Annotated in this window: 24 protein-coding genes; 4 read left to right on the plus strand and 20 right to left on the minus strand. The window is 31.6% G+C overall.

Going from position 1 to position 21,319, the window contains the following annotated elements; genetic code table 11:
* The first annotated feature begins 32 nt into the window (after nt 1-32).
* Together ACFS5M_RS07715 and ACFS5M_RS07720 are read left to right on the plus strand one after the other, a co-directional pair.
* The gene (locus ACFS5M_RS07715) at nt 33-2,225 is read left to right on the plus strand and encodes a T9SS type A sorting domain-containing protein (protein ID WP_183487567.1); all 2,193 of its coding nucleotides are present in this window, start codon (nt 33-35) and stop codon (nt 2,223-2,225) included.
* 47 nt (nt 2,226-2,272) lie between these two features.
* A complete protein-coding gene (locus ACFS5M_RS07720) occupies nt 2,273-2,551 on the plus strand; it encodes a DUF3817 domain-containing protein (RefSeq protein ID WP_183487569.1) in 279 nt (92 codons plus the stop codon).
* Nucleotides 2,552-2,574: 23 nt separating this feature from the next.
* On the opposite strand, the gene ACFS5M_RS07725 is transcribed toward ACFS5M_RS07720, so the two are convergent.
* The 3 genes from ACFS5M_RS07725 to ACFS5M_RS07735 form a co-directional block, all read right to left on the minus strand.
* Nucleotides 2,575-3,948, minus strand: a complete 1,374-nt coding sequence (locus ACFS5M_RS07725) for a T9SS type A sorting domain-containing protein (protein ID WP_183487570.1) — start codon at nt 3,946-3,948, stop codon at nt 2,575-2,577.
* 114 nt (nt 3,949-4,062) lie between these two features.
* Nucleotides 4,063-4,455, minus strand: coding sequence for an acyl-CoA thioesterase (locus tag ACFS5M_RS07730; RefSeq protein ID WP_183487572.1), 393 nt, complete (start codon nt 4,453-4,455; stop codon nt 4,063-4,065).
* Between the two features lie 9 nt (nt 4,456-4,464).
* Nucleotides 4,465-5,355, minus strand: coding sequence for a DUF72 domain-containing protein (locus tag ACFS5M_RS07735; RefSeq protein WP_183487573.1), 891 nt, complete (start codon nt 5,353-5,355; stop codon nt 4,465-4,467).
* Nucleotides 5,356-5,475: 120 nt separating this feature from the next.
* On the opposite strand from ACFS5M_RS07735, the gene ACFS5M_RS07740 reads away from it, so the two are divergent.
* Entirely contained in the window at nt 5,476-5,892 is a 417-nt protein-coding gene (locus ACFS5M_RS07740) for a glyoxalase (RefSeq protein WP_183487575.1), read from the plus strand.
* Here ACFS5M_RS07740 and ACFS5M_RS07745 read toward each other — a convergent pair.
* From ACFS5M_RS07745 to ACFS5M_RS07765, 5 genes are all read right to left on the minus strand, one after another.
* A complete protein-coding gene (locus ACFS5M_RS07745) occupies nt 5,889-6,572 on the minus strand; it encodes a DUF2461 domain-containing protein (protein WP_183487577.1) in 684 nt (227 codons plus the stop codon). The two genes, ACFS5M_RS07740 and ACFS5M_RS07745, sit on opposite strands and share 4 nt — an antisense overlap.
* Before the next feature lie 81 nt (nt 6,573-6,653).
* A complete protein-coding gene (locus ACFS5M_RS07750; protein WP_183487579.1) occupies nt 6,654-7,205 on the minus strand; it encodes a hypothetical protein in 552 nt (183 codons plus the stop codon).
* Nucleotides 7,206-7,257: 52 nt separating this feature from the next.
* On the minus strand, nt 7,258-7,437 hold the full coding sequence (locus ACFS5M_RS07755; protein ID WP_183487581.1) for a membrane lipoprotein lipid attachment site-containing protein: 180 nt from the start codon (nt 7,435-7,437) through the stop codon (nt 7,258-7,260).
* Nucleotides 7,438-7,487: 50 nt separating this feature from the next.
* Entirely contained in the window at nt 7,488-7,652 is a 165-nt protein-coding gene (locus ACFS5M_RS07760) for a DUF1328 family protein (RefSeq protein ID WP_183487583.1), read from the minus strand.
* A 422-nt stretch (nt 7,653-8,074) separates the two neighbouring features.
* Complete coding sequence (locus ACFS5M_RS07765; RefSeq protein ID WP_183487585.1) at nt 8,075-8,857, minus strand: tRNA pseudouridine synthase A; 783 nt, start codon at nt 8,855-8,857, stop codon at nt 8,075-8,077.
* A 99-nt stretch (nt 8,858-8,956) separates the two neighbouring features.
* Here ACFS5M_RS07765 and ACFS5M_RS07770 point away from each other — a divergent pair, with 99 nt between their 5' ends.
* On the plus strand, nt 8,957-9,373 hold the full coding sequence (locus ACFS5M_RS07770) for a hypothetical protein (RefSeq protein ID WP_183487587.1): 417 nt from the start codon (nt 8,957-8,959) through the stop codon (nt 9,371-9,373).
* 71 nt (nt 9,374-9,444) lie between these two features.
* Here the strand turns inward: ACFS5M_RS07770 and ACFS5M_RS07775 are convergent, their stop codons facing one another.
* From ACFS5M_RS07775 to ACFS5M_RS07830, 12 genes are all read right to left on the minus strand, one after another.
* A complete protein-coding gene (locus ACFS5M_RS07775) occupies nt 9,445-10,257 on the minus strand; it encodes a prohibitin family protein (protein WP_183487589.1) in 813 nt (270 codons plus the stop codon).
* Nucleotides 10,258-10,266: 9 nt separating this feature from the next.
* Nucleotides 10,267-12,195: a VWA domain-containing protein gene (locus tag ACFS5M_RS07780; RefSeq protein WP_379898466.1), complete on the minus strand. Its 1,929-nt coding sequence runs from the start codon at nt 12,193-12,195 to the stop codon at nt 10,267-10,269.
* Nucleotides 12,196-12,303: 108 nt separating this feature from the next.
* Entirely contained in the window at nt 12,304-13,050 is a 747-nt protein-coding gene (fabG, locus tag ACFS5M_RS07785; RefSeq protein WP_183487593.1) for a 3-oxoacyl-[acyl-carrier-protein] reductase, read from the minus strand.
* A gap of 107 nt (nt 13,051-13,157) precedes the next feature.
* Nucleotides 13,158-14,030 (minus strand): succinate--CoA ligase subunit alpha, encoded by an 873-nt coding sequence (gene sucD, locus ACFS5M_RS07790; RefSeq protein ID WP_183487595.1) that lies wholly within the window; start codon nt 14,028-14,030, stop codon nt 13,158-13,160.
* A gap of 63 nt (nt 14,031-14,093) precedes the next feature.
* The gene (locus ACFS5M_RS07795) at nt 14,094-14,501 is read right to left on the minus strand and encodes a nuclear transport factor 2 family protein (protein WP_183487597.1); all 408 of its coding nucleotides are present in this window, start codon (nt 14,499-14,501) and stop codon (nt 14,094-14,096) included.
* Nucleotides 14,501-15,436 (minus strand): UDP-3-O-(3-hydroxymyristoyl)glucosamine N-acyltransferase, encoded by a 936-nt coding sequence (locus ACFS5M_RS07800; protein WP_183487599.1) that lies wholly within the window; start codon nt 15,434-15,436, stop codon nt 14,501-14,503. The genes ACFS5M_RS07795 and ACFS5M_RS07800 overlap by 1 nt, the downstream gene beginning before the upstream one ends.
* A 7-nt stretch (nt 15,437-15,443) precedes the next feature.
* Nucleotides 15,444-16,208 carry a class I SAM-dependent methyltransferase gene (locus ACFS5M_RS07805; protein ID WP_183487600.1) on the minus strand — a complete coding sequence of 255 codons (765 nt, stop codon included), beginning with the start codon at nt 16,206-16,208 and terminating at the stop codon, nt 15,444-15,446.
* A 4-nt stretch (nt 16,209-16,212) separates the two neighbouring features.
* A complete protein-coding gene (gene efp / locus ACFS5M_RS07810; RefSeq protein ID WP_183487602.1) occupies nt 16,213-16,779 on the minus strand; it encodes an elongation factor P in 567 nt (188 codons plus the stop codon).
* 22 nt (nt 16,780-16,801) lie between these two features.
* Nucleotides 16,802-17,587 (minus strand): acyl-ACP--UDP-N-acetylglucosamine O-acyltransferase, encoded by a 786-nt coding sequence (gene lpxA, locus ACFS5M_RS07815; RefSeq protein ID WP_183487604.1) that lies wholly within the window; start codon nt 17,585-17,587, stop codon nt 16,802-16,804.
* A 10-nt stretch (nt 17,588-17,597) separates the two neighbouring features.
* Entirely contained in the window at nt 17,598-19,004 is a 1,407-nt protein-coding gene (locus ACFS5M_RS07820) for a bifunctional UDP-3-O-[3-hydroxymyristoyl] N-acetylglucosamine deacetylase/3-hydroxyacyl-ACP dehydratase (protein WP_183487606.1), read from the minus strand.
* A complete protein-coding gene (gene lpxD / locus ACFS5M_RS07825) occupies nt 18,991-20,019 on the minus strand; it encodes a UDP-3-O-(3-hydroxymyristoyl)glucosamine N-acyltransferase (RefSeq protein WP_183487608.1) in 1,029 nt (342 codons plus the stop codon). The genes ACFS5M_RS07820 and lpxD overlap by 14 nt, the downstream gene beginning before the upstream one ends.
* A 59-nt stretch (nt 20,020-20,078) precedes the next feature.
* Nucleotides 20,079-21,308: an HD domain-containing protein gene (locus ACFS5M_RS07830; protein WP_183487610.1), complete on the minus strand. Its 1,230-nt coding sequence runs from the start codon at nt 21,306-21,308 to the stop codon at nt 20,079-20,081.
* Nucleotides 21,309-21,319 lie beyond the last annotated feature (11 nt).

The following is a 21,319-nucleotide window of genomic DNA, read 5'->3' on the forward strand; positions in this document are numbered from 1 at the left end:
ATTTTTTTCATATTTTTATCAAAAATTTTATTATGAATAAATTTACTTTATTAATATTCAGTTTTATATTGCTTTTAACAAGTCCTGTTTTTGCACAGCATTCTGTTGCAAGAGAATGGAATGAAGAAATTTTAAATGCTATTCGTTTAGACTTTGCTAGACCAACGGTACACGCCAGAAATTTATTTCATACTTCTGCAGTTATGTACGATGCTTGGGCCATATTTGACGAACAAGCAGAAACTGTTTTTTTAGGAAAGACTTTTGATGGCTACACAATGGATTTTGAAGGTATCGCAACCCCAACAGACATAGATGCTGCACGCCATGAAGTTATTAGCTATGCTATTTTTAATTTAATAAAACACCGCTTCCAAGATTCCCCAAATTATTTTTCAGATATATATCCATCGATTGTTATTTTATTTCAAAGCTATGGATATGATATCGATTTTACATCTACTGATTACAGTTCCGATTCTTATGCTGCTCTAGGAAATTATATGGCAAGTCAGATGATTGCTTTTGGTTTACAAGATGGATCTAATGAGGAAAATCAATATGCCAACATTAACTATTTACCAACTAATGAACCATTAATTTTAGATTTATACGAAGATAATACTGGTATTGATCCGAACTCATGGCAACCCTTAGCATTTGATGTATTTATCGATCAAAGTGGAAATACTTTACCTTTGAGTGTACCTCCGTTTTTAAGTCCAGAATGGGGCAAAGTAGGTCCTTTTTGTCTTAAGAATGAAGATCTGAACATATACAACGATCCTGGTTATGATTGCTATGTTTATAATGATCCTGGAGCACCACATTATATCCAGAACTCTAATGAAGATGGCTTTGATGATCCTTATAAATGGCATTTTGCTTTAGTGGCAGCATGGTCATCTCATCTAGATCCAAATGATGAAACTATGATGGATATCTCTCCAGGTTCAATTGGTAATTTTGATTCAGATAATTTTCCTGAAACCTTTGAAGAATATAAAGCCTTTTATAATTTTGAAGAAGGTGGAGATGCCAGCACAGGGCATGACTTAAACCCTTATACAGGAGAACCTTATGAAGTACAAATGGTTAAGCGCGCAGATTACGGACGAGTATTAGCTGAATTTTGGGCAGATGGCCCAGACTCTGAAACACCACCTGGACACTGGTTTACAATATTAAATTATGTGAGTGATCACCCACTAATTGTTAAACAAATGAATGGCACAGGTCCTGAATTATCAGATTTAGAATGGGATGTTAAAAGCTATTTAACATTAGGTGGTGCTATGCATGATAGTGCTGTAAACACATGGGGAATAAAAGGTTTTTATGATTATATAAGACCTATTTCTGCAATTCGTTATATGGCTGGAAAAGGACAAAGTACTGATGCCTCTCGTTTAAGTTATGATCCACATGGATTACCACTTATTCCTAATTTTATTGAAATTGTTGAGTCTGGTGACCCTTTAGCTGGAGCTGGAGATGAATATGTAGGTAAAATTAAGATTCGCGCATGGAAAGGCCCAGATTATATTGATGACCCAGAGACTGATATTGCTGGCGTAGATTGGATTTATGGTGAGAATTGGTGGCCATATCAAAGAGCGACTTTTGTAACGCCTCCATTTGCAGGATATGTTTCTGGACATTCAACTTTTTCAAGAGCTGCAGCTGAAGTCCTTACTTTATTAACTGGTGATGAGTTTTTCCCAGGAGGTATGGGAACTTTTGATATTGAGCAAAATAATTTTCTAGTTTTTGAACCTGGACCTACTCAAAATATGACTCTACAATGGGCAACCTATCGTGATGCTTCAGACCAAACAAGTTTATCGCGTATTTGGGGAGGAATTCACCCACCTATTGATGATATTAGAGGTCGTATAATTGGAGAAGAAATAGGTATTGATGCCTTTAATTTAGCGACTCAATATTTTGATGGTTCTTTACATACTGATGAGTATTCTGAAGCAGAATCACTTATTAGTATTTATCCTAATCCAGCTAGTGAGCTACTTCATATAAAGACCTCACTTAACGAACCCTTAAAAGTAGAAATATATAGCATTGAAGGTAAATATGTTTATAATAAAATGATCTCAAATTCAATTAGCAGTATTGATATTTCTACGATGAGTTCGGGATTATATTTTGTGAAAATTTTAAATCAAAATGCAGAAAATATTTTAATAAAAAAGATCATCAAAAATTAGTATAACGCATCCCTTATTGTATTTTTAACACCTAATGAATTACTAATATGTTTTCTTTAAAAAATATTTTCCGTCTAATCGCTTTTTTAGAAGGCCTATCTTATATTCTACTTTTATTTATCGCTGTACCTGTTAAATATATTCAAGGGGATCCAGAGTATGTAAAACTATTAGGAATGCCACATGGACTACTCTTTGTTTCTTATATAGCACTTGCTATAGTTTTAAGTATGACCTTTAATTGGAAGAAAAAAATCTTATGGATTGTTTTACTTGCTTCAATTATACCATTTGGAACCTTCTATATAGATAAGAAGTATTTATAGAATCGATTTAAAGTTTTATAAAACTAGTTTATTACTAGTTTTTTAGTCGTTAAGCCATTTTCAGTTTGAATTGCAACAACATATAGACCAGCACTCAAATCTGAAATATCGACAGTATTACTTCCGAGTAACATGTCTTTTTCAAAAATGAATTGGCCTTTAATAGTATAAAGTTTAAAACTTGCCTTGTGAGTGTTTAAATTAACATTTACAAAGTCATTAGCAGGATTAGGATATAAAGTGAAACTTAAATTTAAATCCTCTTTAACACTTAATGTTTGACATTCATCTTCATCTTCTACAAAGTTAGCATTACCATCTAACTCCCAATCAGATAAATATGAAGCATTAGGGTTATCAACAAATACACATGTTAAACCAGAGTTTTGAGTTACTACAAACTCATTAATTCTATGGTTATGATTATTTCTAATATCGACATTAGTCAGCAAATTATTTTCTGCTCTAAAGTACTTTAAGTCTGAATTATCAGAAAGGTCTATACTTTGTATTTGATTATTCATTGTATAAAACAAGAATAAATCTTCAGCAGTAGAAACATCTATAGAAGTCAAGTTATTATTGTTACATAATAATCGCTTTAAAGCTGTGTTATTCGTTAGAGTTAATGTATTTAAATTATTATTTGAACACCCTAAATAATCTAAAACAGTATTATTAGAAAGATCAATGCTATTTAAGTCATTATTATCACAAGTTAATGTTTCTAGACTTGTATTCATTGTTAAATCAAGTGAGGTTAAGCTATTTTCTGAAATAAAAAGCTTCTCTAAATTTAAATTATTAGAAAGATCTATACTCGTGAGATTATTAGAGTAGCATCTTATATCTTTTAAAAGTGTATTTAAAGACACATCTAGTGCGCTTAAATTATTCAAATTACAAGAAATGAACTCTAATTGTAAATTATGACTTAAATCTAAAGTCGTTATAGCATTATTACTAATATATATTTTTATTAATGCTTCATTATTTTCAATATTTAATGACGATAGATTATTGTTATCTAAATCTAAAATTTCCAGTTTTGTATTATTACTTAAGTCAACAGAAGATAAACTATTATTATAAGCATATAGATTTATCAAATTTCCAAAAGCTTCAATTCCAGAAAGGTTTGTTACTCCTATATTTCCAATAAATAATGTATGAACAGCTAATGCATCACTATTTAATATATTACCATTTAAACCATTGGTATCTATATTAAGTGCAATAAGCGCTTGTTCGAAGGTTGAATCAGGAATTGGTGTTGTAGGTGAAAAAGAATGCGAATGTGTATTTAAACTAAAACATAACAGTGCAATTACAAATGCAAAGAATTTGTAGCGTGATAAAGATAAAAATACAACTTGACGTGGGGCGTTTGGTAGCATAATTGGGTTTTTAAAGTATTGATTTTGTGATATTAACAAATAATTAACGGCAATATGAGAACTAATTATATAATTACCATTAATATTCGTTATTATGAGTTTTTATTCGTTTAATTACTTATCATTAAGTCTATCACTTACAAATTCTACCCTTGTTTTGTTATGAATTTTGGAGTTCCCTTTTGAATCTAAATTGACCATTACTATCTTTTCAATGGTAATAATAGTTTCTCTTGTCATCATGTTTCTCACCTCACAACGTAAAGTTATTGAAGTCGCTCCAAACTTAACCACTTCTATACCTATTTCAATAATATCGCCTTCTTTAGCAGAGCTTTTAAAGTCAATTTCAGTAATATATTTAGTAACCACGTGGTTATTTTCTAATTGAACTATAGCATAAAGTGCTGCTTCTTCGTCAATCCATTCTAAAAGGCGACCTCCAAATAAGGTGCCATTTGGATTTAAATCTTCTGGTTTTATCCATTTACGAGTGTGAAATTTCATAATTGCGTTTTAAAAGAGTGTGGCTTCATCATTACCCATTCTTGGAATAGTTAGGTTACACCCTAATTCTTGATTTAACTGTTTAATAAAATGTGCTGAAAGCAAAGGAGAAGCTTTCTCTATATTTTGATGAATAAAAAAGTTTATATTTTTAACACCTTGCTCCTTCCACGTTTTTAATCGCTTAACCCAATCATCTAAACGTGAATAATCACTTTTATGATTTGCTCCAACATAACGTATAAATGCTGTTGAATTGGTTAATCTCATGTGCATTAAATCGCGTCTTCCTGCTGTGTCTACTATAACATTTGAAATATTATTTGTTTCTAAAAGGTCATATAAGTCATTAGCAATGGTTTCATCATTATACCAATTGGTATGCCTAAATTCAATTGCTAAAGGGATTTCTTTTGGCCAAGATTCAACAAAGGTGATAACTCGATCAAAATCTTTTGGCGCAAAATTATTATTCATTTGAAGAAAAACCGTTCCAAGTTTTTCTTGAAGATTAACTGCATTATTTAAATAATTATTAACGGCTGTATCAACTTCTTTTAAACGTTTCCAATGGCTAATTTCTTGACTAAGTTTAGGAAAAAACTTAAATCCCTTAGGGGTTTTATTGTACCACATTGAAAATTGTTCTGCTGGAAAAATTCTATAAAACGTAGCATTGAGTTCTATTGCATTAAACTGACTCGAATAATAAATTAATTCATCTTTTGTGCCTCTAGGGTAAAAGCCTTTGAGGTCTGCTTTATTCCATTTAGCACAACCAACATATATTTCGGGTTTCTTATCCTCCTTAGACGTTTTAAACACTTTTTTTGTATCTAAGTGGTCTTCAGGTAAAGTAAAATCTATTAATTCTGGATGGTCAACACTACCAAATTTCATCTAAAATATTTTATGATAAAGATACCAAAATAATAATTGTTCATAACCCAGTTAACAAGTAAAACTCCACTTCTATTTTCAGTTTTATTTAATATTTATTTTTATAAAAAACTTGCTAAAATGACAACTAGAAACCTTAACCTAAAAGATATTAGACCAGAATTAGACGCTGTAATAATTAGTGATGACATGAGTAGTGACGAGCGTTTTCAGAACTTAGTCCTTCGTCCTATTTGCAAACTACAAGTCCCTTTATTTATAGAAGTTTTTAAAAACTATGTCCAAAAACACAAAGATGTTTTTTACAGTTTAACTATTGAAAAAAGGATAGATTATATTGAAAATGCGCTTCAAAAAGATATGAAGCTTAGAAATAGTTTAAAAGGTATGGTCATTGGACTATTCACTACTGAGGAATATCTTATATACATAAAAAACTCATCAGCATTAAACAAGCGTATGATGTCTATTGTTAAGAATCAGTTACTTGGGAACATACAATTATTAGAGAAACCTGAGTTATTAGCTGCAGTTTAATCTTTTAATAAAGAAACACCATTTAAATCTGTAGTAAGCACATCGCTCATATAATTAAAATATGGTCGAATTGCTTTAAAGGCTTTATCGACTTGATTTAAAAAATCTGGAGCTAATACTTCTTTATCTGAGTATTTCTTTGTGAAAATAAACTGCTTCTTTTTAATTAAATCTATTGCTTTATGTTCTTTACTAAAGCCTTTAGGTGCTGTTTTTACTTCATCACCAACGAGTTCTCCCCAAATGGTCTTGAATTTTTTATCATTAATAATTTTACGAATATCCTCATCATCTTGTTCAAATTCTTTTCGAATTCTGAGCAAATCATCTTTATGAGGTTCCCAAAAACCTGTCGCAATAAAGCTTTCATTATTGGGTTGAATATGTAAATAATAACCACCTCTTAATTTGGGTTTTGTTCTATGAAAAGATCCTCCAAAATGGGTTTTATAGGGTAATTTATTTTTGGAAAAACGAACATCTCTATAGATGCGGAACATTTTCATTTTATCAATATCATCATGAACATTTAGCAATTCAAATAATTGATTATACACCTGCTTTACTTCGGCCTCAATTTCTTTAAACTCTTTTTTATTGTCGTTAAACCAATCACGATTATTATTCTTTTCTAAGCGCTTAAAAAAGCTGAAGGTTTCTCTAGGTATGGTTTCGTTCATGATGTATATGTTTAGTTTGAAATAAAAATACAAAAAGCCTCGATATTTTGGAGGCTTTTCTACTATTAATCAATAAGGAGTTTATTTCGTAATTTTAAACTCTTTAGTGACTAAACCATCACTTTCACCATCATAATATTCAATTACGAAAGTTTTGTGTTTATCAAAATAACCAACACCAGTAAATTTATCTGTAGTGAAAATATAACTCATATTTTTTACAGAATATCTTGCTTTACCAAAAGTGATATCAGAATCACCTTTTTTAATTGTAACGATAAAACCCTTTTCGTCTGGTATAAATGTGTAATCAACATCATTAAATTTATAGTAAGTCACTTTAGTTTTAGTTTCATAATACGGATCTTTATCATTGTCAACCATAACCGTTTTGGTCACCTTAACTGGTGTTTCTATTCGGTTTCCATTAAGATCGTATCTGTCTTCTGGATCGATTTTTACTTCTTGTGTTTGTAAAGTTTTTACTTTGACTTTCTTTTCTACAACTTTACCCTGTTCTGCTACTTTTATTGTTTTTACTTTAGTTTCTTCTGTAACATCAACAGGATTATTATCTTGTGCATAAAGGCCTGTAAACATTAACAAACTAAATATGTATATTAAATTTTTCATTTTTTTTTTATTATTTTTTATAGTTAAACTTTTGTTTTAATAGACAAACCAATTATTCAACTACATCTTCTAACTCATCTCCAACGTCATCTGCTGCATCTTCAATCGCTTCGCCAGTATCTTCTACAGCTTCTTCAATTTTTTCTCCTGGTGTCTTTTTCTCTTCTCTACAACCAATAAAGACTGTAGATAATGAGAACAAAAGAACTAATGCGAATATTATTTTTTTCATTTTTTTTATAATTTAAATGGTTAATGATTGTTTTTAAGACTTCTAAAACTTTAAGCTTTTCGCACGATATCTCGAATCAGAGATAGTACAAATAGTACAATAAAGATGAAGAAGAACACTTTAGCTATTCCAGCTGAGGCTCCTGCTATACCACTAAATCCTAATAATCCAGCAATAAATGCGATAATAATAAATGTGATTGTCCAACGTAACATAATGTTTTGTTTTAAGGGTTTGTAAATAGATTATACTTTGTATAGTCCTACTCTAGCGGTTAGAGAATTTATCTTGATATTTTTAGGATTATCTATCGATGATTCATAATCGAATAGAAATATCCTAAATTGGAAAGGTGTATTAATTTTTAATATTCAGAATACTACAGATGATCTTAAGGAGTATATTTATTTCCATAAAGAAAGGAAATTGTTGATCATCATGTCTATTCAGATTTTTCATAATACTTTGTGCTCAACACTTTTTTGTTTGAACACTCTATAAACTATGGGAAATATGAGTTTTGTCAAGTCCTTTAACAGGGTTTAACGGTTTAAATATTTATTTAACTTAAATTATGTTAAAGTCGTAGTCGCTCTCACAAATAAATTAACATTGAAAATTCGTGAAATTTGGTTTTTTACTCGAATTCTATTCGGTTTAAGATTAAACCTGAAGCAGGAGCAATATAATCCATAACTTCAGTACTTTCAGGCAGCAAACTGTTTGAAATATCGCTTAAGGTTAAATCTCCTCTTCCCAATTTTATAAGTGCTCCCATCATTAATCGAATTTGATTTCTACCAAATCCTTTTCCTTCTACACGAAGTATATACGATTTTTCTGGAAAGAAATTTGCAGTAAATTGAGTGTTTTCTATAAGTTCACATGTCATGATTTCTCTAGTGTATAATCCTTCATCTGTAGCCTTATAGCAATAGGTTTTAAAGTTATGTTCGCCTTCAAATAATTGAGCGCCATCCTTCATAATATCAATATTCAACTCATCTAAAATAGTTGTCATTAAAGGTGCACAAAAGGGATGGCATTTTTTACCATGTGTAAAAAGATATAAATACTCTTTAGTTTTTGAATGTTGGATTATATTAAATGCTGCATCAACTTCTTTAATTGCTAACGCACGAATATCTTGTGGTAGATTATGATTGAATAGATCTAAAAATGCTTTATCGTCGTCTATAGGTTCATATAAAAACAACTCAAAAGCTGATGCGTTTGCAGAGACCATAGCATCAGTTCTTCCAGAAGCTAAGGTTTTAAATGGTTTGCCTTCTAAAATAAACTTAAATGTTCTATCAATCATTAAGTGTATCGTTTTTAAATTAGGTTGCTTTTGCCAACCATGGAAACGATAGCCTAAATATTGGATAGTGATGACATAATAAAATCGTTTTTCAAACATTTTACAGTTAAAAATTTAGATTAGCAAGTAACCTATTTTAAAAGATATGGCAAAATTTTTATACATTGTCTTCATATTAACTAACTAAAACAATTAAAAATGGAAGAAAATTCAATGAACAAACCACCAATTTGGTTCTGGATTGTAAGCATTGTTGCTCTAATCTGGAATTTAATGGGTGTTGGTGCTTATATTGCTCAAGCTTATATTACAGATGATGCTCTAGCTGCATTACCTGAATCTGATCGTGTGATGTACGAAAACTTACCAGCATGGTATACAGCTGCTTTTGCGCTTGCTGTTTTTGGAGGAGCGCTAGGCTGTATTGGACTCATCATAAGAAAAAAATGGGCTTATTACCTCTTTTTAATCGGAGCTATTGCTGCTTTAGTCCAAATGTCTTATATCACATTCTCTTTAAATATGGCTAATGCCATGACGCCAATGATTATTGTTGTTGCAATTGCACTTCTTTGGCTATCTAAACATGCCACTAAAAAAGGTTGGATATCATAATTTACACTAACTAATCAACAAAAAAGGCATCAGATTAAATCTTGATGCCTTTTTCATTTTTAAAAATCTTTTTATTGATTGCCCAATATGATTGGCATACCTGAATCTCCAGAACCAATAACAATGACTTTGCTATTTGGTGATTCAGCTAGTTTTACAGTTGCTTCTATACCTTTATCTTGAAGGATTTTATCAGTAAGTGAAGCACTTAATATCTTATTAGCATCCGCCTTACCTTGTGCTTCAATACGTACTTTTTGAGCTTCTTTATCTGCCGTCACTAATCTAAACTCATATTCTAAAGATTCTTGCTCTTGTTTTAGTTTACGTTCAATGGCGTCTTTAATGGTTGGAGGTAATTTTACATCTTCCACTAATACACGTTTAACCGTTAAAAATTGACCACCTAGAAGTATTGTGACTTCGTCTAAAATTTCTTGTTCAATCACATCTCTTTTACTAGAATACAATTGTTCTGGTGTATAGCGACCAACAACACTTCTAGCTGCTGCGCTAATTGCAGGATTTAAAAGCTCTCTTTCGTAATCTTCTCCTTTAGTTTTTATGAGTTTCCCAAGGTTCACAAACTCTGGCTCATACCAAATAGTTCCAAATACTTTTACTTCTAATCCGTTTACTGAAAGCACATTCATTTCATCTGAGACCGATTGCTGACGCACTGTATGCACAAGCATATTATTCCAAGGCGCTACAATATGAAACCCTTCTCCATAAGTATGATCTGTGACAATACCATCGCCAAAACGCTCAAATAAAACGCCTCCTTCTCCTGGACCAATAGTCACAGCAGATTTAGATATGAGTATGACTATGACGACAAATAGTATAATAAAAGGTAATGCAATTTTTGGTAATTTTTCCATGTTATATATTTATATTAATCCGTTATATTTTCTTAAAAACCACTCTACAGCTAAACATAATATGATCAAAGCAAGTAGATATTTCCAATCTATTAAAGGTACAACATTTTTACTACTCTTCTGAATAGTTGCAAAGCGCTCGTCCTCAATTAATTCAGTAAATACACGATCATAATTATTGATAAAATAACTGTTTCCATTGGTATTAATAGCCACTTGCTGTAATTTTTCGACATTAGCATTTAAGAATTGTTCCTCTATATTATACTCTAATATTTGAAAAGTACCAGATTTAGTTATGTTCTCATTAGTGGCTTTTACTGTGAAGCTATAGTCACCGGCAGGTAAATGACTTAAATCAACTTGATAATTATTTCCTTTTAAAATAAAAGGAAGTGTACTCGTGATTTGTGTTGTATTTTCTTTAACTGAAATATTTAAAGATTCCTTAGTGTCAAATTCGTAGTTTTTATTAAAGAATTGTGCTTTGATAACGACATTTGTATTTCCTTGATAAAAGGATTCATACTCTACATTTAATCTGTTTTTACGTTGATTTGAAGCTAAATACTGCACTAATTTGCCAATAAAGTCATCAAAATTATTGAAGGTTTTTTGATTCAAATAGCTTTGTGCTCTCCATTTCCATAAGTCTTCCCCAAAAAGCACAGCCTCTCTTCTACTGTTTGTTTCAAAAGTTATTAATAGAGGCTCTGGAGTTTCTATGCTACCAAGCCTTTTGTTCAGTATAGGTTCAAAAGGAATAGAAAAAGTAGCATTTCCAAAAGAAGATTTTAAAGGTGGAAATGATTCAAAATCTAAATTATCAACTATAAATGTGGAATAATTAGCATTTAAACTAGCCTGATAATCTTCGGTTTGATTGGTCACATCGTGCTTAAATGCAGAGTTAACTCTATTTAAAAAATTATAATCAGTTTTTGCACCAAGTACCATAAATCTATTAGTATTCTCTTGATTCAAGAAATCATAAACAGGTTTAAATGTATTGTTTGGCTGATATAGCATAACTAATTGAAAATCATTCATCTGACTTAAATACTCGCTAGGTTTAAGAATAGACACTGAGCGCTGTTCATTACTTTCAATACTCTTTTTAAAAGTCCCTAAATCTGGGTGTGAAAAATCACTAATTATTGCGACATTTGTTTTTTGGTCTATAACTTCTACTGCAAAATTCTTATAATTATTAATCGTGTTTTTTTCATTATCAATAGGAAGTATTTGCGCTTTGTATGCTTGAACGCCAACGCGATTTGCTGGTAAGGTGAAATTTAAAATTTTAGAATTATCTGTTTTACTAAAACTAACATTTTCAGAGAACACTGTTGAAACACCTGAGGTGACTACAAATCTTGAGTTTACAGGTACATTTCCATTATAAGTAACGATCACTTCCACAGGAAATTTATTCTTTAAAAAGGCATATCTATTCACATTCAGTTGTTGAAGCTTTAAATCTGTATACGTAATTGTATCACCTAGAATAACAGGAAAAATGGGTTGATTAACTTTATCTACTGAAAAACTATAGTCATTCCCATAGGTTTGATTACCATCAGAAATTAAGAGCAATGGTGCATTTGTGCCTTTATAAATTTGAGACAATTCATTAAAAGCCTTATCAATGTTAGTCTGCTTTTCATTAAAACTGAATGAATCAGAGGCTTGTATATTTTTTCCGAAGGTAAAAAAGTCAATATTGAATTTGTTACTTAATCCTGGGTTTGATTTTATGGATTCAATAAGTTGAAGCACCTTTTCCTTTTGATTAAGGTGAACTATAGAACTGGAATTATCAACTGCGACAACTAAGTTCGGTTTTTCGGTATAATATTTAACCTTTTCAAACTTAGGATTTATTAATAAGAGTAAAATTGAAAAAATGCTAATAAACCGCAAAAAGGTAAAAAGCATATTCTTTTTCGTTAGCCGCTTTTTTTTTGTCTTATACTGAAAAAGCGCTAATAATAGCGCTACAATTCCAGATAGTATAATATATATAAGTGTTTCCGAAGACATCCTTTAGGTTAACATTCCTCCATCTACATTTAAAGTTTGTCCAGTCACATAAGCCGACATGTCACTAGCTAAGAACACACATACATTCGCAATATCTTCAGGCGTTCCACCACGTTTTAAAGGAATTGCATCACGCCAGCCTTTAACCGTATCTTCGTCTAATTTAGCAGTCATTTCAGTTTCAATAAAGCCAGGAGCAATCACGTTGCTTCTGATATTTCTAGAACCAAGCTCTAAGGCTACAGATTTTGAAAACCCTATAATACCAGCTTTAGAAGCCGCATAATTAGTTTGTCCTGCATTCCCTTTAACACCAACCACAGAACTCATATTTATAATAGAGCCTTTGCGTTGTTTTAACATGGTACGTTGTACCGCTTTAGTCATATTAAATACAGATTTTAAATTGACTTCAATGACTTTATCAAAATCCTCTTCACTAATACGCATTAAGAGGTTATCCTTTGTAATACCAGCATTATTGATGAGTATATCAATACTTCCAAATTCAGAAACAACATCATCTGCAAGTTTTTGAGATTCGTTAAAATCTGCTGCATTACTTTGATAGCCTTTAGCTTTAACTCCGAAAGTTGTTAATTCTTTTTCTAAAGCATTTGCAGCTTCAACAGAAGAACTATAAGTAAATGCTACATTTGCACCATGTTGTGCAAAAACTTGAGCAATACCTTTTCCAATTCCTCTACTGGCTCCAGTAATTATAGCTGTTTTTCCTTCTAATAATTTCATCTGTAAAAAATATGATTTGTTGTAGTTCAAATATAATAAATACAAATTGCATCAAATAAAAAAACCTCACAAAAAAATGTGAGGTTTTTAACATGTATAAGTTTTGCTTAATTTAAAACTTCAGCAACTTTCTTTCCTATTTCAGCAGGAGAATCCACAACATGAATACCACAAGCTCTCATAATTTTTTTCTTCGCTTGGGCAGTATCATCACTTCCTCCTACGATTGCACCAGCGTGTCCCATTGTACGACCAGCAGGAGCTGTTTCTCCAGCGATAAAACCAACAACAGGTTTCTTGCTTCCACTTGCTTTATACCAATTAGCAGCATCTGCTTCTAACTGACCACCAATCTCACCAATCATTACCACAGCTTCAGTTTCAGGATCGTTAATTAACATTTCTACAGCTTCTTTAGTAGTTGTCCCAATAATTGGGTCTCCACCAATACCAATGGCTGTTGTAATTCCTAAACCTTGTTTTACAACTTGGTCAGCAGCTTCATAAGTCAACGTTCCTGATTTTGAAACAATACCAACACGACCTTTTTTGAATACAAATCCAGGCATAATACCAACTTTAGCTTCTCCAGGTGTAATTACTCCAGGACAATTAGGTCCAATTAAGCGACAATCTCTATCTTTAATATAAGCAGCAGCTTTAATCATATCTGCTACAGGAATACCTTCAGTAATTGTAATAATTACTTTAATTCCAGCATTTGCAGCTTCCATTATTGCATCAGCAGCAAAAGCAGGAGGAACAAAAATAATACTAGTATCTGCACCTACTTGTTTAACAGCTTCTTCAACGGTATTAAAAACAGGTTTATCTAAATGTGATTGTCCACCTTTTCCAGGGGTTACACCACCAACTACATTAGTACCATATTCAATCATTTGGCTAGCGTGAAAAGTACCTTCACTTCCAGTAAATCCTTGAACAATTATTTTTGAATCTTTATTAACTAAAACGCTCATTATTTATTATTTTTTTTTAACGTTACAAAAGTAAGTTTTTGAAAAGTATTTATAAATGAATTTCTAAATTTTTATTTCAGAAAATGAATTTGATTGCATGGTTTTTTCATCTGCTTGCTGACTCATCTCATAGCAGCGAAATAACTTATTGTCTTTTACTTCCCAAATCGCAGTAAAATAGGCAAGTGCAATTTCATCCTCTGGATTCTCTATAGTATTGGCATATAACACATGTCTACTCGTTACATATGCACCATCTTCTAACAATAGGCTAAACTGAAAACGTAAAGAAGTATATGAAGCACGAGTCCCTTTAAAAAAATCTTCAACGCCTTTATAATCAAGTTTCATAAATCCGTGACTACTATTCCAGTGTAATTCGCAATCTTTGTGAAAGAATTTAGAAATCACACTTTCGTCATTAGCCAAGTCTGACTCATAAAAGGATTTTACAATTGTTTTAGCAGACATTATTTCTTTTTTAGTTCTTCAATTATACTAGGAATACGCTTAATAGAAGCTAATTCTTTTAATTTTACTCGAGATTCTTCAATAGGTGTACCGAAATAAGATTTCCCCCCTTCAATACTTTTAGTCACTCCAGTCTGTCCTAAGACTATGGCTTTTTCACCTATTGTAATTCCACTTGTGGTACCAACTTGTCCCCAAATAGTGACTTCATCCTCTATAATGCAACAACCTGCAATACCAGTTTGTGAAGCAATTAAGCATTTTTTACCAATAACAGTATCATGTCCGACTTGAATTTGGTTGTCAAGTTTGGTTCCTTCACCAATGGTTGTATCACCAGTAACACCTTTATCTATAGTACATAAAGCTCCAATATCGACATGATCTTCAATAACAACTCTACCTCCAGAGATTAAAGGGTCAAATCCTTCAGGGCGTTTTTTATAATAAAAAGCGGAAGCACCTAATATTGCGCCTGCATGAATTGTTACATGATTACCAATAACCGTATCATCATATATACTCACATTAGAATGTATAACACAATCATTACCAATAACCACATTATTTCCGATAAAGCAATTTGGTTGAATAATCGTGTTTTCTCCAATTCTTGCTGAAGGAGAAATAGCAACATTTGATGATTGAAACGGCTTGAAATGCCTGGTAATTTTATTAAAGTCTCGAAAAGGATCGTCGCTTAAAATTAGAGCCTTTCCTTTCGGACAATCCACTTCTTTATTTATTAAAACTATAGTTGCTGCAGATTGTAATGCCTTATCATAATACTTAGGATGATCGACAAAAACAACATCTCCAGGCTCTACAACATGTATTTCGTTTATTCCTAAAACAGGAAAATCATCATCACCAACATATTTGCAATCTAATAAATTTGCGATCTGTTTAAGTGTATGTGGTTGTGGAAATTTCATACTTTATTTACTTCTTTTTTCCATAAATAATTACACGAGCAAATAGCACATGCATAAATGGTATTTTAGAAAATAAAACATCTAAATAATAGCCTGTTTTATTAATCCAATTTTTATAATTTTTATCTCCATAAATCTTCAAGGATATAAATCCTGTAAAAACACTAAAGAAATCAAAAAAGTAATGCTCAAATGTAAATTTTTCTTTAATTATTTTAAAATCGTTTAAAACTAGAGCATGTTCATCTGGCGTACGCTCTTTAGGATTTAATTTGCGATAAATTTTATAAAGAGGATTAATGTTTAATGGTTCTGTGAATAAGATATAACCACCAGGCTTTAAAACTCTATGCACGTGATTTAGAGATTTTTCTATATCTAAATGGTGTAAAATTGCGCCACCATAAACCACATCAAAAGTTTCATCAGGAAATTCTAACTGATTGGCATCCATTAATAAGAAGTCCATTTCAAAAGGAATACCTTCAGCCTTTTTCTTACAATTATTAAGTCTAAATTCTGAAATATTAATACAGGTAATTTTTTTAGGCATTACCTTACCTTTAATCCAATACAACCAACTACTAGAACCGATTTCTAATAATTCTTTATCATGAAAAGTAGCCACAATTTTGTCTAAAACTTTAGCCTCTCGTTTACCTGAAAAATGAAAGGCATGGCGTCTTAGTTTTCTAATTTTACCACGCTCAAGCTTATTTCCATCATAATATTCGGCTTCAGTTTTTACAATTTCTTCTAAGCTTTTCTTCATTAAATTATTCCTTAATACGTTCTTTATAAGTCCCTTTTTCTGTTTCTATTTTAATTTTATCACCTTCATTAATAAACAAAGGCACATTAACAGTCGCACCTGTTTCCACAGTTGCAGGTTTTGTAGCATTAGTTGCTGTATTTCCTTTGACACCAGGTTCTGTAGCAGTTACTTCAAGAATAACACTTGCAGGCATATCAACAGAAAGTGGCATATTATCTTCAGAATTAATCAACACCGTTACAACTTCTCCTTCTTTCATTAACTCTGGAGTATCTAGAGCAGCTTCTAATAATCGTATTTGTGTATAATCTTCTTGATTCATAAAGTGATAGAACTCTCCATCATGATATAAAAATTGAAATTTATGTGTTTCAACTCTTACATCTTCTAACTTATGGCCTGCAGAAAAGGTGTTATCAAGTACTTTCCCGTTGGTTACACTTTTCATTTTTGTTCTCACAAAAGCTGGTCCTTTTCCTGGTTTCACATGTAAAAACTCAATAATTTTATATATATCATTATTATATCTTATGCAAAGTCCGTTTCTAATATCTGAAGTTGTTGCCATTTAATTTTATTGATTTTATTTTTTAATTTGATTTGAAGTAGCCTTTCATAATACCTCGATGAGAATTCTTTATAAATTGAAGAATTTCATCGCGTTCAGGCGTAGCTTCCATTTCAGCTTCAATTAAATCTGAAGCCTGAGAGTTATTATAATTTTTTTGATACAGAATTCGGTATATGTCTTGAATCTCTCTAATCTTTTCAGTAGAAAAACCTCTTCGTCTTAGTCCAACAGAATTAATTCCTACATAAGATAATGGTTCACGAGCAGCCTTTACATATGGAGGCACATCTTTTCTAACTAACGAACCTCCTGTAACAAAGGCATGATTACCAATAGAGCAAAATTGATGCACAGCAGTCATACCTGCAAGAACTACATAATCGCCTACATTTATATGTCCAGCTAAGGTACTATTATTTGAGAAGATGCAGTTATTACCAACAACACAATCGTGTGCTATATGGCAATACGCCATAATTAAGCAATTATCGCCTATAACGGTTTTCATTTTATCTGTCGTTCCTCTATTAATGGTCACACACTCTCTAATGGTTACGTTATTTCCAATTACGGTTAATGTGTCTTCATCTTTATATTTTAAATCTTGAGGTACACCAGAGATGACTGCTCCTGGAAAAATATTACAATTTTTACCTATTCGAGCACCTTCCATTATGGTAACATTGCTACCAATCCAAGTGCCTTCACCAATAATAACATTGTTATGTATTGTTGTAAAAGGATCTATAACGACATTTTTAGCAATTTTTGCTCCAGGATGTACGTAAGCTAGTGGTTGATTCATGTTTAGTTTATTATTTTACTTTAGAGATTTGTGCCATTAATTCTGCTTCAGCACATAGTTTTCCATTGGCATAAGCATAACCTTGCATATGGCATATACCTCTACGAATTGGAGTAATTAAATCACATTTAAAAATAAGTGTATCGCCAGGAACTACTTTTTGTTTAAATTTCACTTTATCAATTTTCATGAAAAATGTGAGGTAATTTTCTGGGTCTGGAACAGTGCTAAGCACCAATATTCCTCCAGTCTGAGCCATGGCTTCAACAATTAAAACGCCAGGCATTACTGGTGCTCCAGGAAAGTGACCTTTAAAAAAATCTTCATTCATGGTCACGTTTTTCATTCCAATAACATGAGACTCACTCAACTCAAAAATCTTATCAATTAATAAGAAAGGCTGTCTATGAGGCAACATATTCATGATTTGGTTGACATCCATTAAAGGCTCTTGATTTAAGTCAACAACAGGAACATAATTACGTTTTTCATTCTTAATAATCTTAGAGAGTTTTTTAGCAAATTGAGTATTTACAAAATGCCCCGGTTTATTTGCAATAACCTTCCCTCTAATTCTGGTTCCAACTAAAGCTAAATCACCAATAACATCTAGTAATTTATGTCTTGCTGCTTCATTTGGATGGTGTAATGTTAAGTTATCTAAAATCCCATTAGATTTTACAGCGATTGTATCTTTTTTAAATGCTATTTTTAATTTTTCCATTGTCGCTGGAGACAATTCTTTATCGACATATACAATGGCATTATTTAAATCGCCTCCTTTAATCAAACCATTTTCAAGGAGCATTTCAATTTCATGTAAAAAACTAAAGGTTCTAGAATCTGAGATTTCATTTTTAAAATCGGCTATATGATTTAAAGTCGCATTCTGAGTACCTAAAACTTTAGTTCCAAAATCGACCATAGTCGTGACTTGGTATTCTTTAGAAGGCATGACTAAAATTTCACTTCCAGACTCTTCATCTGTATATGAGATAACGTCCGTTACGACATACTCTTGTCTAACAGCACATTGTTCAACAATTTCGGCAGATTCAAGAGCTTCAATAAAGAACTTAGAAGATCCATCCATAATTGGTGGTTCAGATGCATTTAGTTCAATAATAACATTATCAATATCTAATCCAACTAAAGCTGCAAGTACATGCTCACACGTTTGAATTGTCACTCCATTTTTTTCTAAGCAGGTTCCTCTTTGTGTATTGGTTACATAATTTGCGTCAGCTTCAATAACAGGTTCACCTTCTAAATCTGCACGTTTAAACTTAAATCCAAAATTTTCTGGAGCAGGTTTGAATATCAACTTTACATCTTTACCAGTATGTAAACCAACACCATCTAAAGACACTTCTTTTTTGATGGTTTTTTGCTTAATATCAGTATTAATTATCGCCATTTACTTTTTTTTCAAGTTCATTAATATTTTTAACAATTTTAGGCAGGTTTTTAAAATACACATAAGATTTATTCCAGTCTCCATAGTTAAAAGATGGAGAACCTTGTAAGGTTTCATTATCTTTAACGTTTCTTCCTATACCAGATTGAGCTTGAACACGCACTCCATTTCCTATAATTAAATGTCCCGCTATACCAACCTGTCCTCCAATCATACAGTTTTCACCAATTTTGGTTGACCCAGCAATTCCTGTTTGAGCAGCAATAACTGTGTTTTTTCCAATCTCAACATTATGAGCGATTTGTATTTGGTTATCTAACTTCACACCTCTTCTAATTAATGTAGAGCCTAATGTTGCTCTATCAATGGTTGTGCCAGCACCTATATCAACAAAGTCTTCAAGAATGACATTTCCTGTTTGAGGGACTTTACTGAATTCGCCTTTATCATTTGGCGCAAAACCAAAACCATCAGCACCAATAATAGCACCAGAATTAATCACACAGTTTTTACCTATAATACATTCTGAATAAATTTTAGCGCCAGCAAAGATTACGGTATCATTATCTATAGTTACATTATCACCAACATAAACATTAGGGAAAATTTTCACGTTTTCACCAAGTGTCACGTTTTCACCAATATAGGTAAAAGCTCCAATATAAACTGAGTCGCCATATTTTGCGGAATCAGAAATAAATGAAGGTTGCTCTACACCTATTTTATTAAGCTTTACCATATTATAATACTCTAATAACTTTGAAAATGATTTATAAGCATCTTCAACTTTAATTAGAGTTGTTTTAATAGCATGTTCTGGTTCAAAGGATTTATTGACAATAGTAATAGATGCTTTGGTAGAATATATAAAAGGTGTGTATTTTGGATTAGCAAGAAAAGTTAATGAGCCTTCCATACCTTCTTCTATTTTTGAAAGTTTAGAGACTTCAATATCTGGATTTCCAACGATGTCGCCTTCTAAAATTCCTGCAATCTGTTGTGCTGTGAATTTCACACTTTATATTTTAATTTGAGTAATTCTAGCAAAAATAGGAAAAATGTGTCAAACCTACATTAAAGTTTTTGTTTTGGATAACATATGTAATATTTAGTGACCGGTTTTGATAGTGCTTTCAGGTTTAATTGATCTGACGCTTTAACAATATCTTCAATTTTTCCATTCTTATATAGAATATTAATATTTTGCTTTTTTTGATGATAAGCCTGATTTGAAATTTCGCCAGTAAACACAAAGTATTGAGCTTCTTCTTTAGTGATATTATACTTATTAATTAGGCTTTCAATATGCTGATCTAGATATTCTTTTTTTATTTTTTTCTTCTTTACTTTAATTTTAAGTAAATCTCTGTTAATGATCATTTCGCATAAATTCTTTAGAATAAAATCGTCATGAAACTGCCAAGATTTCATTGCTGAAACAATGTCATAATCATCAAGCATAGCAAAGGTTTTTAATATCTCTGTATTAAAATCTGAGATAGAAATTTCATGTTTCAAAAAATATTGAAGTGGCTCACTTGCGTCAAGCTTAACTCCATTATTGGTGAGTTCTTTTGCACGTTTTAGCACACGAATTAGTAGCTGCTCTGCCGCTAAACTTGTTTTATGCAAATAAACTTGCCAGTACATTAAACGTCTAGCAACTAAAAATTTTTCGATACTATAGATGCCTTTGTTTTCAACAACCAATTCATTGTTTACAACATTTAACATTGTTATTAAACGTTCGCTATTAATATTCCCTTCTGCTACACCAGTATAAAAACTATCCCGTTTTAAATAATCTGCTCTATCCATATCAATTTGACTAGAAATAAGCTGACACATAAACTTTCTATGGTACTCTCCTTTAAAAATTTGAATGGCAAGCGTTAAACTTGAGTTAAATTTTGTGTTGAGTTCTTCCATAAAAAGCAATGAAATTTCTTCATGAGAAACACCATTTACAATGCTATGCTCCATGGCATGAGAAAATGGTCCGTGGCCAATATCGTGCAAAAGGATGGCCACAAGAAGCGCCTTTTCTTCCTCTTCATTAATACTAACTCCTTTAAAACGAAGTACATGAATAGCTTTTTGCATGAGATGCATACAACCTATCGCATGATGAAAACGAGTATGATGTGCTCCAGGATAAACCAAGTACGACATACCCATTTGCGTAATACGTCTTAATCTTTGAAAATATTTGTGTTCAATTAAATCGAAGATTAACGAATTTGGTATAGTAATAAATCCGTAAATTGGGTCGTTTAATATTTTAAGTTTGTTTTTAGTTTGCAAGCTTCAAATTT

The sequence above is a fragment of the Lacinutrix iliipiscaria genome (genome assembly GCF_042686125.1).
In the GTDB taxonomy this organism is placed as follows: domain Bacteria; phylum Bacteroidota; class Bacteroidia; order Flavobacteriales; family Flavobacteriaceae; genus Oceanihabitans; species Oceanihabitans iliipiscarium.